Source organism: Nonomuraea cavernae, assembly GCF_014646355.1.
GTDB lineage: Bacteria > Actinomycetota > Actinomycetes > Streptosporangiales > Streptosporangiaceae > Nonomuraea > Nonomuraea cavernae.
In genome coordinates this window covers 173,814-186,468 of the sequence record NZ_BMNH01000010.1, presented here as the reverse complement: position 1 = coordinate 186,468, position 12,655 = coordinate 173,814, and the positions used below count along the sequence as shown (strand labels likewise).

Annotated in this window: 11 protein-coding genes; 5 read left to right on the top strand and 6 right to left on the bottom strand. The window is 72.6% G+C overall.

Going from position 1 to position 12,655, the window contains the following annotated elements; genetic code table 11:
- Window positions 1-125 precede the first annotated feature (125 nt).
- Window positions 126-1,613, top strand: a complete 1,488-nt coding sequence (locus IEY82_RS18695; protein ID WP_189125427.1) for a serine/threonine-protein kinase — start codon at window positions 126-128, stop codon at window positions 1,611-1,613.
- Here IEY82_RS18695 and IEY82_RS18690 read toward each other — a convergent pair.
- Window positions 1,603-2,628 (bottom strand): LacI family DNA-binding transcriptional regulator, encoded by a 1,026-nt coding sequence (locus IEY82_RS18690; protein ID WP_189125426.1) that lies wholly within the window; start codon window positions 2,626-2,628, stop codon window positions 1,603-1,605. The two genes, IEY82_RS18695 and IEY82_RS18690, sit on opposite strands and share 11 nt — an antisense overlap.
- Window positions 2,629-2,961: 333 nt before the next feature.
- Between IEY82_RS18690 and IEY82_RS18685 the strand changes: the two genes are divergently transcribed.
- Window positions 2,962-4,248: an ABC transporter ATP-binding protein gene (locus IEY82_RS18685; RefSeq protein ID WP_189125425.1), complete on the top strand. Its 1,287-nt coding sequence runs from the start codon at window positions 2,962-2,964 to the stop codon at window positions 4,246-4,248.
- Here the strand turns inward: IEY82_RS18685 and IEY82_RS18680 are convergent.
- On the bottom strand, window positions 4,208-4,966 hold the full coding sequence (locus IEY82_RS18680; RefSeq protein WP_225262968.1) for a FadR/GntR family transcriptional regulator: 759 nt from the start codon (window positions 4,964-4,966) through the stop codon (window positions 4,208-4,210). The genes IEY82_RS18685 and IEY82_RS18680 overlap by 41 nt on opposite strands.
- 107 nt (window positions 4,967-5,073) lie before the next feature.
- On the opposite strand from IEY82_RS18680, the gene IEY82_RS18675 reads away from it, so the two are divergent.
- Complete coding sequence (locus IEY82_RS18675; protein WP_189125424.1) at window positions 5,074-6,597, top strand: class I adenylate-forming enzyme family protein; 1,524 nt, start codon at window positions 5,074-5,076, stop codon at window positions 6,595-6,597.
- Window positions 6,598-6,645: 48 nt separating this feature from the next.
- Here the strand turns inward: IEY82_RS18675 and IEY82_RS18670 are convergent, their stop codons facing one another.
- Window positions 6,646-7,947, bottom strand: coding sequence for a hypothetical protein (locus IEY82_RS18670; protein ID WP_189125423.1), 1,302 nt, complete (start codon window positions 7,945-7,947; stop codon window positions 6,646-6,648).
- Between the two features lie 242 nt (window positions 7,948-8,189).
- Here IEY82_RS18670 and IEY82_RS18665 point away from each other — a divergent pair, with 242 nt between their 5' ends.
- Complete coding sequence (locus IEY82_RS18665) at window positions 8,190-8,693, top strand: hypothetical protein (RefSeq protein ID WP_189125422.1); 504 nt, start codon at window positions 8,190-8,192, stop codon at window positions 8,691-8,693.
- A 10-nt stretch (window positions 8,694-8,703) separates the two neighbouring features.
- On the opposite strand, the gene IEY82_RS18660 is transcribed toward IEY82_RS18665, so the two are convergent.
- Together IEY82_RS18660 and IEY82_RS18655 are read right to left on the bottom strand one after the other, a co-directional pair.
- Window positions 8,704-9,900 (bottom strand): acyltransferase family protein, encoded by a 1,197-nt coding sequence (locus tag IEY82_RS18660; RefSeq protein ID WP_225262966.1) that lies wholly within the window; start codon window positions 9,898-9,900, stop codon window positions 8,704-8,706.
- A gap of 24 nt (window positions 9,901-9,924) precedes the next feature.
- A complete protein-coding gene (locus IEY82_RS18655) occupies window positions 9,925-11,037 on the bottom strand; it encodes a cation diffusion facilitator family transporter (RefSeq protein WP_189125420.1) in 1,113 nt (370 codons plus the stop codon).
- 50 nt (window positions 11,038-11,087) lie between these two features.
- On the opposite strand from IEY82_RS18655, the gene IEY82_RS18650 reads away from it, so the two are divergent.
- The gene (locus tag IEY82_RS18650) at window positions 11,088-11,444 is read left to right on the top strand and encodes an ArsR/SmtB family transcription factor (RefSeq protein WP_189125419.1); all 357 of its coding nucleotides are present in this window, start codon (window positions 11,088-11,090) and stop codon (window positions 11,442-11,444) included.
- 37 nt (window positions 11,445-11,481) lie between these two features.
- Here the strand turns inward: IEY82_RS18650 and IEY82_RS18645 are convergent, their stop codons facing one another.
- The gene (locus IEY82_RS18645) at window positions 11,482-12,645 is read right to left on the bottom strand and encodes an acyl-CoA dehydrogenase family protein (protein ID WP_189125418.1); all 1,164 of its coding nucleotides are present in this window, start codon (window positions 12,643-12,645) and stop codon (window positions 11,482-11,484) included.
- Window positions 12,646-12,655: the final 10 nt, after the last annotated feature.

Sequence of the window (12,655 nt, the reverse complement as noted above, 5' to 3'; positions counted from 1 at the left end):
CCGCGCCGCCGGAGAGCCACCGGGTGGTCTTTTCCTCCGTTAGAGTCTGGGGTGTCGAACGGCATGCCGGGCGGAGGATCGGTCGGTTGCGGCGACGGGACGGCGACGGCGAGAGGACAGCGACGTTGGGGCAGCAGGGTCGCTCCGAGGGCACCGCGCTGACGCCCGAGGATCCACCGGCGATCGGCCCCTACAAGCTGCTCAGCCGCCTCGGTTCGGGCGGCATGGGCACCGTCTATCTCGCCGGGGCCGCCGACGGCTCACGGGTGGCGCTCAAGGCCATCCGGCGCGACTTCACCGCCGACCCCGTCTACCGGGCGCGCTTCCACGAGGAGGTCTCCAACGCCCGCAAGGTGGCCTCCTTCTGCACCGCCCGCGTGCTCGACCACGGCGAGCACGAAGGCGTCCTCTACCTCGTCACCGAGTACATCGACGGCATCTCGCTCGAAGACCACCTGATCGAGCACGGCGCCCTGACGCCGTCCGTGCTGCACTCGGCGGCCGTGGGCGTGGCGGCGGCGCTGACCGCGATCCACGCGGCCGGCCTGGTCCACCGCGACCTCAAGCCGGCCAACGTCATGCTGACCCTGGCCGGGCCGCGGGTGATCGACTTCGGGCTGGCCCGCTCGTCCCATGTCGACTCCCGCCACACCAACGCCGGCATGGTGATGGGCACCCCTGGTTGGATCGCTCCGGAGCAGGTGTTCGAGGGGCGCACGAGCCCCGCCGGCGACGTCTTCGCCTGGGGCTCGCTCATCGCCTACGCCGGGCTGGGCGGCCACCCGTTCGGCGAGGGCGACGCCTACGTCATGGCGGCGCGCGCCCGCACCGCCCCGCCCGATCTGCGGGGTCTTCCCGCGCCGCTCGACCGGCTGGTCGCCGCTGCCATCCATCCCGATCCCGTCCGCAGGCCCGCCGCCAAGCAACTGCTGCTGGAGCTGGTCGGCGCGGCCGACGAGCCCGCCGCCCAACTCGCCGCCACACGGCACCTCTCCAGCTCGTGGAACCCCTCCGACCTGCCGCCGTTCCCCCGGCCCGCGCCGCATCACGCCGGGCAGGCGCCGCCACCTCACCCCTCCTCGGTCCAGCCTCCGCCCAACCCGGCCGGGCCACGTCCCGTTCACCCCGGCGGACCGGCGCCTTCGGCGCCCCCTCCCGCGCCCCAACCCCCCGCCGCCCCGCCCGTGCAGGCGCCGACAGGCCATCCCGCCGGGCCGGCGCCGACGGCCCACCCGGGCGGGCAGGCGCCACCGGCCCGCCCGCCCGTGCAGGCGCCGTCAGGGCGTCCCGCCGGGCCTCCGGGCGGCTCGGCCGCGCGGGCGCCGTCAGGGCATGCCCGGCCGGCGCCCCCGGCAGCGCAGGGCCCGTCGCCCATGCAGGGACCGCCCGGTCAGCAGACCGGGCAGGGCCCGCTTCCGCCGCCCCGGATGTTCCCGGTGGCGAAGCCGCGCAGGAGCGTGTTCGTGGGCTGCCTGACTGCCGTGGTGGTGGCCATCGTGCTGCTGGTGCTGCTGATGGCCCTCATCGTGTGGGTGTCGCGAATGCCCGACGGGGTCGACGCGGCCGCTCCGGTGCGGGACGTCGTGGGTCAGACGCCGTGGGTCAGCGGTTGACCAGCGGGCCTGAGCCGGTGGAGCCGCGCACCACCAGCTCGGGCTGGAAGATCAGCTCGACGTGCTTGGCCGGGGCGCCGTTGACCTCTTCGAGCAGCGTCTGCACGGCCGCGGTGGCCATCGCGCCGATCGGCTTGCGCACGGTCGTCAGCGGCGGGTCGGTGAACGCGATCAGCGGCGAGTCGTCGAAGCCGACCACCGACACGTCGCCGGGCACGGCCAGGCCCTTCTGCCGGCAGGCGCGGATCGCGCCCAGCGCCATCAGGTCGCTGGCGCAGACGATGCCGGTGCAGCCGGCGGCCAGCAGCTGGGTGGCCGCGGCCTGGCCGCCCTCGACGGAGAAGAGCGAGCTGGCGATCAGGTCGTCGACGTCGGTGGCGCCGAGCAACCGCGCCATGGCCTGCTTGTAGCCCTCGATCTTGCGGATCACCGGCACGAACCTGCGCGGGCCGATGGCCAGCCCGATGCGCTCGTGGCCGAGGTCCGCGAGGTGCTGGACGGCCAGGCGGGCGGCGAGCCGGTCGTCGGGCGAGATGAACGGGGCGTCGATGTGCTCGCTGTAGCCGTCGACCAGCACGATGGGCAGGCCGCGGTCGGTGAGCCGGGTGTAACGATCCATCCGGGCGGTGGTGTCGGCGTGCAGGCCCGACACGAACACGATGCCGCTCACCCCGCGGTCGACGAGCAACTCGGTGAACTCGTCCTCGGGCGCGCCGCCGGGCAACTGGGTGCAGAGCACGGGCGTGTAGCCGTGCTGGGTCAGTGCCTTCTCGATGGCCTGGGCGAACGCGGGGAAGATGGGATTGTCGAGCTCGGGGGTGACGAGGCCGATCAGGCCGTTGCTGCGCTGCCGCAGGCGCGGCGGGCGTTCGTAGCCCATGAGGTCGAGCGCGGTCATCACGGCCTGGCGGGTGCCGGCCGAGACTCCGGGTTTGCCGTTGAGCACCCGGCTGACCGTGGCCTCGCTCACCCCGGCTTGGGCGGCGATGTCGGCGAGGCGCGCGTGACCGTTCATGCGGGACACTTTACTTTCCGCCAGGCTCGCGCAGCGGCCGCATCGGGCACGTCCGGCACATCCGCGACGCGGCGCGCCAGTGTCACGTCACTTGTCATGATCTCAACTCCCGGACGGCCCTGACCGACGAAATTCATTGCTGTAACTTTACGCAACTCGTTCCAGTGTCCTATATGCCCCACTATTTGGCGTTACGGCTGACCGAACCTGACAGCCGAAATCTCCAACCATAGGGATCTTTCATGTCAAGGGTGGACACGCAGCGTTAAGGCGCGATGTACTACCTTTCCAATCTGCCTCGTCACAGGTGACACGCGCGCAAGGTGTGGGCCCATGAGCTCGGTCGTACTTGACAACGTGACCAAGATTTACCCGGGCGGCCACCTGGCGGTCGATCGGCTGAGCCTGAAAGCGGGCGACGGTGAGTTCCTCGTGCTCCTGGGGCCGTCGGGCTGCGGCAAGTCCACTCTGTTACGCATGATCGCGGGCCTGGAGGAGATCACCGAAGGCCAGCTGTGGCTCGACGGCCAGCTGGCCAATCACCTGCCTCCGCGCGAGCGCGACGTCGCCATGGTCTTCCAGAGCGGCGCCCTCTACCCGCACCGGACGGTGCGCGGCAACATCTCCTTCCCCCTGGAGATCGCCAAGTCGGACCCGGAGATGACGTTCGAGCGCGTCACCGAGCTGTCCAAGGCGCTGCACATCGACGAGACCCTGGACCGCCGCCCCGGCACGCTCTCCGGCGGCCAGCGGCAGCGGGTCGCGATGGGCCGCGCGATCGTCCGCCAGCCGAAGCTGTTCCTCATGGACGAGCCGCTGTCCAACCTCGACGCGGGCATGCGCACCGAGCTGCGCATGGAGATCTCCGCCCTGGTCAGGTCGCTCGGCGTCACCACCGTGTACGTCACGCACGACCAGGTCGAGGCGCTCACCCTGGCCGACCGGATCGCCATCCTCAACCGCGGCGTCCTGCAGGACGTCGGCACGCCGGCCCAGATCTACAACGATCCGGCGACCGCGTTCGTGGCCTCCTTCCTCAACTCCCAGCAGCTCAACCTGCTGGCGGCGACCGTGCGCACGCCGCAGAACGAGTTCGTGCTGCTCGACTTCGGGACGCATCGGCTGATCATGCCCTGGAGCGATCCGAGGGCGTACGCCGTCGCGCAGCACACCGGCGGGCAGATCCTGGTGGGCCTGCGCCCGGACGGCCTGTCGCCCGTCCCCGAGTCGTACGACGGGCCGTCGTTCTTCGGGCGGGTGCGGGCGCTCGAGTATCACGGTCACGAGTGGCTCGCCTACGTCGAGTGCGGCGTGCCCGCCGCCGCGGTGCCGGAGCCGCCCGATCCGCGCGGCCGGGCCGGGGAGCGCGGCGGCGGGCCGGGCGGGTTCGGCGGGGTGGTGCGCCGGATGTTCGGCGGCGGTCGGCAGGAGGAGCCGCAGGAACAGGAGCGCGTCGGCCAGAACCCCACCGGCGGCTTCCACCGCCGCTCCGATCTGGTCGTCCGCCTCGGCGGCCGGCCGGCCTGGCGCGCGGGCGACGCGGCCAAGGTGGCCGTGGACGTCAGCCGCCTGATGATCTTCACTCCGGACGGCGCCCGGGTCGACCCTCCGCGTCGCTGATCGCGCCCGCCGCGTGCGAGCGGGTCCGGTTGATGGCCAGGTAGGTGGTGCGCAGCCGGTCGAGGTGGGCGCGGGCGGCCTCGCGCGCGCCCGCCTCGTCGCGGGCGGCCACCCGGGCGACGATCTCACGGTGGTCGTGGTCGATCTCGTGCCAGAACCGTCCCGGCGCGCGGCGGCGCAGGAACCGCTCGTCCAGCACCTGGAAGACCGGCCGCGCGACGACTTCGAGCAGCGGGTTGCCCGAGGCGCGCAGCAGCAGGGTGTGGAAGGCCTTGTTCGGCTCGTACATCTCCTCCGGCCGCAGCTGCCAGGGGTCGAAGAGCGTCGCGCGCAGCCCGGTCAGGTCGTCGTCGGTGCGGTGCCTCGCCGCCTGCCCCGTGGCGTGCACCTCCAGCAGCTCACGGGTCTCCAGCAGGTGGTCGACGGTGATCTGGGTGTCGACGGTCAGCAGGTTGAGGCTGGCGTGCAGGTATTCGCTGACCTGCTCGGGCCGGGGCGTGACGACGAAGCTGCCGCCCGCCACGCCGCGCACGGTGGCGATGAGGTCCTGGCTGGCCAGCAGGCGCAGCGCCTCTCTGGCGGTGCTGCGGCTGACGCCGTGGGCGGCCGAGAGCTCGGGCTCCACGGGCAGCCGGTCGCCCGGTTTGAGCACCCCGGCCAGGATCTGGGCGCGCAACTCGGCGGCCATCGACTGGTAGGCGGGCGGGCGCGTGCTCACGGGAGCAATCGTACGGGAAAACGTCAGACTTTCCGTTGACGGAGGCCGGAGCCGGGAGACATGCTCTACGGAAATGGCGTTCCTTCCTGCGAAACGAGGTGGCTCCGATGCCGCTGCTGCCCGGTGGTGCCGCGCTGTCGATCGCGGGCGGGGTCCGGGAGTTCGCGGTCGCGACGCCGGAGGCGGCGGCCGTGGTCGACGGGGATCGGCGGCTGACCTACCGGGCGCTGGACGAGCGGTCCAGCCGGCTGGCGAACGTGCTGCTGGACGCCGGGCTGCGGCCCGGAGAGCGGGTGGCCGTGCTGCTGGGCAACCGGCTGGAGTACCCGGAGGTGGCGTGCGGGATCGCCAAGGCGGGACTGGTCATGGTCCCGGTCAACCCTCGCTCGGCCCCCGTCGAGGCGGCGTACGTCCTCGGTCATTCGCAGAGCCGGGCGCTGATCCAGGCCGAGGAGCTGGGCGGGCTGACGGCCGGGGCGGCGCCGGAGACCGTCCTCACGATCGGCGGGACCGGGGCGGAGCGGCCGTACGAGAGCGCGCTCGAGGGCGCGCGGTCCGCCGACCCGCGCGTGCCGGTCGGCGAGCTGGAGCCGTTCTGCGTCGCCTACACCTCTGGCACGACCGGCCACCCCAAGGGCGTGGTGATCAGCCACCGCTCCCGCTCCCTCACCTTCTACGGCTCCGCGCTGGAGTGGGGGCTCGCGACCGGCCGCCGCACGATCGCCGTCGCGCCCATGTACCACGGGGCGGGCTTCGCCTTCGGGTACGCGCCGGTCCACACCGGCGGCACCGTCGCGATGCTGCGCGCCTGGGACCCCGAGCACCTGCTCGCCATGATCGAACGCGAACGCGCCCAGTCGGTCTTCCTGGTGCCCACGCACGCCCACGGCATCCGGGCGCTGGGCGAGGCCGCGCTGCGCCGGCACGACCTGTCGAGCCTGGACACGATCTACTTCAACGCCGCCGCCCTGCCCCGGGCGCTCAAGGAGTGGGTGCTGGACGCCTTCCCCGGAGTCGGGGTGCACGAGTTGTACGGGTCGACGGAGGCCGGCATCGTGACCGACTGCCGCCCGGCCGACGCGCGGCGGAAGGTCGGCTCGGTGGGGCAGCCCTGGTTCATGACGGAGATCCGGGTGGTGGACGACGACGGCCGTCCGGTGGGTCCGGGCGTGCCGGGCGAGCTGTTCAGCCGCTCGCCGTACCTGATGAGCGGCTACCTGCGCGACCCGGCCGCGACGGCGGCCTGCGTGACCGACGACGGGTTCCTGAGCAGCGGGGACATCGTGGTGCGCGATGACGAGGGCTACGTCTACATCGTCGACCGGAAGAAGGACATGATCATCTCAGGCGGGGTGAACATCGCGCCGCGCGAGGTGGAGGAGGTCCTGCAGGGCTTCCCCGGCGTCGCGGAGGCCGCGGTCGTCGGCCTGCCGGACGAGGAGTGGGGCGAGCGGGTGGCCGCGTACGTCGTCCGGCTGCCCGGCGCCGAGGTGTCCGGGGCCGAGTTGGAGGCGCACTGCCGTACCCGCCTGTCGGGGCCGAAGCTGCCGAGGACGGTCGTGTTCGTGCCGTCGCTGCCCCGCAACGCGGCCGGCAAGATCCTGAAGCGCGAGCTCAGGGACGGCGCCTGACCCGCGCCCGACGGCGGAGCGTTCGAAGATCGACACCGGAGCGGCCGCTCAGGAGGCGGGATCGGCAGGTGGGCCGGGCACGGGACCGGCCGGGGAGCTGGGCTCGGTCGCGGCCGACGAGCCGGGAGCCGTCGCCGCCTGGGGGCGGGGCTCGGTCGTGGCCGGGTGCGCCGGGGTCCAGCGGGCGCCGTCGGGGGTGTCCTCCACCAGGACGCCCCCGTGCATCATGGCGTCGCGCAGCGCGTCGGCCACCTCGTAGCGCCCCTGGCGGCGTAGCCCGTCGCGCCATGCGAGCAGCGGCTCGACCAGGCGGCGGAGATCGGTGGTGGCGCCCAGCTCGCCCAGCCTGGCGATCAGCAGCCGCATCAGGTCACGGGCCTGGTCGACCCCGCCGGAGTCCTCCTCGGTGTCGGCGGCCCACTTGACCAGCTCCGCCTCCAGGTCGAGCACGGCCCGCGCCGCCGCCGCCGGGTCGGGCTCGGCCGCCGCGATCCGGAAGCGGCGCTCGCAGGAGCGCACCGTCTCCTCCAGCGTGGTGACCGGGCCCCGCGCCGGGCCGGTCGGCCGGGACAGCGGCGCGGCGGTGGCGCCGGAGACACCGCAGACGCCCTCGGCCAGCCGGCGCAGCTCCGGCAGGGCGGTGCGGGTGCCCGCCGGAAGCACCACCGTGGACCCGGGCCGCCGGACGGTCAGGCCGCCCCGCCCGGCCACCTCGACCCGCTCGCTCTCCAGGTCGATGAGGACCGCGGTGTGCTCGTCGACGCCGAGGACCGCGGTGCCCGGCGGCAGCTCGCGCTCCATGCGGGCCAGCCGCCGTTCGCCCAGATAGCAGTAGCGGGTGTCGTGGGTGCCGCCTTCGGTGTTGTCGAAGTGGGGGATCAGCACGGCCCGCAGGCCGAGCGCCTCCAGCAGGCCGAGCCCGTCACGCCAGTGCGGCTCGGCGCCCACCTTGTAGATCTCGTACACCGGCACCGTGGCCAGGCCGGCCGTGCAGGCCGCCGCCGAGGCCAGCACGGTCACCCCGCTGCGCGCCCGGATCCTGGCTCGCAGGTCGCCCGCCACGGAGGTGGACGTCCAGCGCTCCAGGGCGTACGTGGGGCTGCCCGGCCCGGAGAACACCCAGTCGGCGCCCGCGACGCCGTCGGCGACGTGGACATCCAGGCCGACGCTGCGCGCGAAGTATCGGCAGGCTCGGGCGGAGATGTCGGCCGCGTTCTCCTGGAAGGCGTAGGGGGTGTCGAGCAGCACGGCCCGCGGCCCCGGCCGCAGCCGCCGGGCGACGGCGCGGTGGACCTCGACCATGGTCGGGGCTGTTTCGCCCGACCCCATGAGCACCAGCATCGCGGGCATGGCTGCGCACCTCTCTCTCGCACCCACCGATCTCTCGCACGCACCGACTACAGCCATGCCCAGGGGGGAGCCGGCGAGACCTGGGCATATATGCGATAGAAATGCTCCTGCACATGAATGGCAGTAACTTGGTGACGGTGACGGGAAGACACATGGTCTCGGTCTCGGTCTCGGTCTCGGTTGAGACGCTCATGCTACGGGCGGGCACCGACGGTCGATGGGCATATCGGCGTGCCGTCACCGTGCCTCGCCCTGGAGAGAGCCCCGACGAGGCGGCGCGGCGCGTCAGCGGGGTCGCGCCGGGCGCAGCCGGCGTCGTCGTGCACTCCACGAGCTGGCGTCACCTGCCCGAGGGCGTGCTGGTGCTGACCTATGCCGTCTGTCCCGACCCCGCGCCGTGGTTGCCCGCCGTCGAGCTGGCCAGGCTGGAGATCGCCCGGGGCTCGGCCCCGGCCACCCCCACGCCGGAGCGGATCGAGGCGGCGCACGTGGCCGCGCACGCCGTACGGCATCTCGCGTTCCTTGTCGCCCGCGACCCGGTCGTGCGCGAGGCGCTGCTGCGGCACCGGGGCCTGGTGGCCGCGCTGGCGTCCGCCGACACCTCGGACCAGCACGGAGTGATCGCGCTCGACGCCCTGGCCGCACTCGACGCGGCAGGCGAACGTGACCTCGACCCGATGCGGTGGGCTCGGCCGGGGCCGGTGCGTTCCGGGGCCGGTGAGCTTGGCGTGGGGGCGAGGGGCTGACGTTCTGGGGTCAGGAGGGGGTGGCGCCCGGCTGGGGCCTGGTGAAGCGGCGGCCCCAGTTCTGCGCCGGTTTCTCGATGAACCGATAGGTCAGCGCGCTGGCCAGCAGGATCAACGTGACGGCCACCGCGGCCATGGAGAGCTGCACGGGCAGCGGCGATTCACGCAGGTCGCCGGTGACCTGCCCGAAGAACTTCAGCAGCGGATGGTGCACCAGGTAGAGCGAGTAGCTGATCAGCCCGAGCCAGGTCAGCACCCTCGGCACCCTGCGTCCCCGCATCGCCATCCCGCCCGCGAACGTGACGGCGACCAGCGCGATCGTGGTGATCCACACGTCGGGCTGGACCCACCACCAGCCTGCCTGGGGTGCCCAGACGGGCGCCACCGCGATCAGCGCCGCGGTGACGGCCACCGGCCAGAGCGGGCCGGTGCCGCGCTCCCAGCGGTGGATGGCGGTGCCGGCGAACATCGCGGCCAGCACCGCGACGCCCAGCCACGGCACCCGGCTGCCCAGCACGACCAGCGTCACGGCCAGCAGGCCCAGCGCGTACGCGCCCGCCGTGCGGAACCGGCCCGAGATCACGCAGGCCAGCCCGGCGACGAACACCGCGGCCGAGACGTACGAGAGCCACTCCCCCACGAGTACGGCCCTGGACAGCACCAGCCCGGCGATGACCGCGACGGCGCCGAACAGCATCGCCAGCAGCCCGCTGCGCATGTGCTGCCCGGTCACGAACAGCGCGGTGACGAGGAGGTAGAAGACCATCTCGTAGGAGAGCGTCCACATCGTGTCGGCGAGCCCGCCGACGCTGACCACGTCGAGCAGCATCGTCGCGTGCGCCGCGACCGCCGACCCGTCGCGCTGGACCTGCTCGCGCACCGGCACCCACCACGCCATCCCGACCACCAGCACGATGACCGCCAGGTAGAGCGGGTAGAGGCGGAAGGCCCGGCTGATCCAGAACTTGCGCACGTCGCCGTGCCGCTCCAGCGAGGTCGGGATGATGTAGCCGCTCACCAGGAAGAACAGCAGAATGCCGAAGGCTCCCAGGCTGAACCAGTAGGGCCGGAGCGAGGGCAGTAACCACGGCATCAGATGCTCGGCCACCACGGCCATCGCGCCGATGCCACGTAGGGCGTCGAGCCAGGCGAGCCTCGTGGTGGAGAGGGGGGTGGGAGACTGATGTGCGGTGGCGGCAATCGACACCCGGCCCAACATACCCGTAATGGTTCAAGTGATGCGATGACTATTCAAAGGGGCGTGATGGTCGGCGCCCGACGGGTCGTACGGATCGGTGTGGACCGTGGCCGCGCGCAGGCGCGGCATCTCGTGGATGAGGCGGTGCTCGGCCTCCACCGCCAGCGCGTGCGCCTGGAGCAGGGTGAGGTCGTGGCCGACGAGGATCTCCACCTCCGCGTGGAGCGCGTGCCCGATCCAGCGCAGCCGGACCGAGCCGACCCGCCGGACTCCGCCGACCGTGCGTAGGACGGCCTCGGCCTGGTCGACCAGGCCGGGGTCGACGGCGTCCATCAGCCGGTGGTAGATCTCGCGGGCGGCGTCGCGCAGCACGAAGCAGATGGCGACGGTGATGAGCAGCCCGACGATCGGATCGGCCAGCGGGAAGCCCAGGGCCGAGCCGCCCGCGCCGAGCAGCACCGCGAGTGAGGTGAAGCCGTCGGTCCTGGCGTGCAGCCCGTCGGCGACCAGCGCGGCCGAGCCGATCTCCCTCCCGACCTTGATCCGGTAGCGCGCCACCCACTCGTTGCCCAGGAAGCCGACCACGCCCGCCGCGGCGACCCAGCCCACGGCCGAGATGTCCCGCGGATCGACCAGCCGGTTGACCGCCTCGTAGCCCGCCAGCCCGGCCGTGGCGGCGATGATCAGCACGATGACGATGCCGGCCAGGTCCTCGGCCCGCCCGTAGCCGTAGGTGAAGCGGCGGGTGGCGGCGCGGCGCCCGACGGAGAACGCGATCGCCAGCGGCACCGCGGTGAGGGCGTCGGCGACGTTGTGCAGGGTGTCGCCCAGCAGCGCCACCGACCCCGACCTGACCACGATCACCGCCTGGACGGCGGCCGTCACCATCAGCACGGCGAACGAGACGGCCAGCACGCGCAGTCCGCGACTACTGCTCTCCAGTGCCGCGTCGGTCTTGTCCAGGCTGTCGTGACCGTGCGGCGCGATCAGCCGCCCGGCCCGGGCCACCCATCCCCTCTTGCCGCCGTGCCCGTGCCCATGTCCGTGCCCGCCGCCGTGCCCATGGCTGTGCTCATCACTGGGCTCAGGGCTGGGCTCAGGGTCAGGGCGGTGTACGGGTGCGGGGCTGGACTCGGGGTCAGGCATGCCGTCCCTCACTTGCGCACGATGTCTCCTTTGGGCGAGTATATGTATTCATGTACGCACGCGACAACGACTCAGGTGCGCATCTGGTGCAGGAGCAACCGACTCCCGCTCAGGTGAGCTCGGCCGTCGACGCGTTCCGCATGCTCAGCGACGCCACGCGGCTCCGGCTGATGTGGCTGCTGTCCTCGGGCGAGCTGGACGTGACCTCGCTCGCCCGGGCCGTCGGCGTGCCCAGGCCCTCGGTGTCGCAGCACCTGGCCAAGCTGCGCCTGGCCGGTCTGGTGACCACCCGCAGGGACGGCCGCCGGGTGCTCTACCGCGCCCGCGACTCGCACGTGCGCGCGTTGATCGCCGAGGCGCTGTCGCACGCCGACCATGAGGTCTTCCACCTGCCCCGGCACGACTGACGAGCCCGGCGGCCGTCCGGGCGTCACGCGGGCCGCGTCACCATCCGACCTTGCCCTTGCCGGACACGAGCGCGCGGGCGATGACCATGCGCTGCACGTCGTTGGTGCCCTCGCCGATCGCCATCAGGGGCGCGTCGCGGTAGAGCCGCTCGATCACGTACTCCTGCGAGTAGCCGTAGCCGCCGTGGATCCGCATCGCCTCCAGCGTGGCCTTCAGCGCGACCTCGGAGGCGAAGTACTTGGCCATGCTCGCCTCCATGTCGACCCGCTTGCCGCCGTCGGCCTGGGACGCGGCCCAGTACGTGAGCAGCCGGGCCGCCTGGATCTCGGTGCCCAGATCGGCCAGCTTCAGCTGGATGGCCTGGAACTCGGCGATCGGCTGCCCGAACGCGGTGCGCTCGCGCGCGTAGGCGAGCGCCGCGTCGTAGGCGGCCTGCGCGACGCCCACGGCGCGGGCGGCGATGTTGATGCGGCCCATCTCCAGCCCGCCGAGCACCTGCTGCATGCCGCGCCCCTCGACGCCGCCGAGCAGCGCCTCGACGGGCACGCGCACGCCGTCGAGCACGACCTCGCAGGTCTCGGTGCCCTTGTAGCCGAGCTTGGGCAGGTCGCGGCTCACGCTGAACCCCTCGGAGGCGGGATCCACGAGCAGCACCGCCATGCCCTTGTGCGCGGGTTCGGTCACGGCGGTCTTGACCAGCACGGGCAGCGGGTCGGCGTGGCGGGCGTTGGTGATCCACGTCTTGGTGCCGGTGACGACGTAGTGGTCGCCGTCGCGTACGGCACGCGTCTGGATGCCCTGCAGGTCGGTGCCCGCGCCGGGCTCGGTGAGGGCGATCCCGGTACGGCGCGCGCCGGTGGCCAGGTCCTTGAGGTAGAGCCGCTTCTGCTCCTCGGTGCCGTGGCGGGCGATCATCGAGCAGGCCAGCGAGTGCGAGCCGATCGTGCCCGCCACACCCATCCAGCCGCGCGCGATCTCCTCGAAGACCAGCGCGAACGACACCATGTCGGCCTCCATGCCGCCGTACTCCTCCGGCACGGACAGGCCGAACAGCCCCATCTGCTTCATCTTCTCGACGATCTCCGTGGGGTACCTGCCCGTACGCTCCCAGTCGGAGGCCACGGGCACGATCTCCTTGTCCACGAACGCGCGCAACGTCTCGCGAAGGGCCTTCTGCTCGTCGTTCAGCTCGAAATCCATCTCTCACTCC

Coding starts and splice junctions, on each gene's coding strand:
- IEY82_RS18690 (WP_189125426.1), bottom strand. CDS start 2,628: ATGAACGGTCACGCGCGCCTCGCCGACATCGCCGCCCAAGCCGGGGTG.
- IEY82_RS18685 (WP_189125425.1), top strand. CDS start 2,962: ATGAGCTCGGTCGTACTTGACAACGTGACCAAGATTTACCCGGGCGGC.
- IEY82_RS18675 (WP_189125424.1), top strand. CDS start 5,074: ATGCCGCTGCTGCCCGGTGGTGCCGCGCTGTCGATCGCGGGCGGGGTC.
- IEY82_RS18670 (WP_189125423.1), bottom strand. CDS start 7,947: ATGCCCGCGATGCTGGTGCTCATGGGGTCGGGCGAAACAGCCCCGACC.
- IEY82_RS18655 (WP_189125420.1), bottom strand. CDS start 11,037: ATGCCTGACCCCGAGTCCAGCCCCGCACCCGTACACCGCCCTGACCCT.
- IEY82_RS18650 (WP_189125419.1), top strand. CDS start 11,088: ATGTACGCACGCGACAACGACTCAGGTGCGCATCTGGTGCAGGAGCAA.
- IEY82_RS18645 (WP_189125418.1), bottom strand. CDS start 12,645: ATGGATTTCGAGCTGAACGACGAGCAGAAGGCCCTTCGCGAGACGTTG.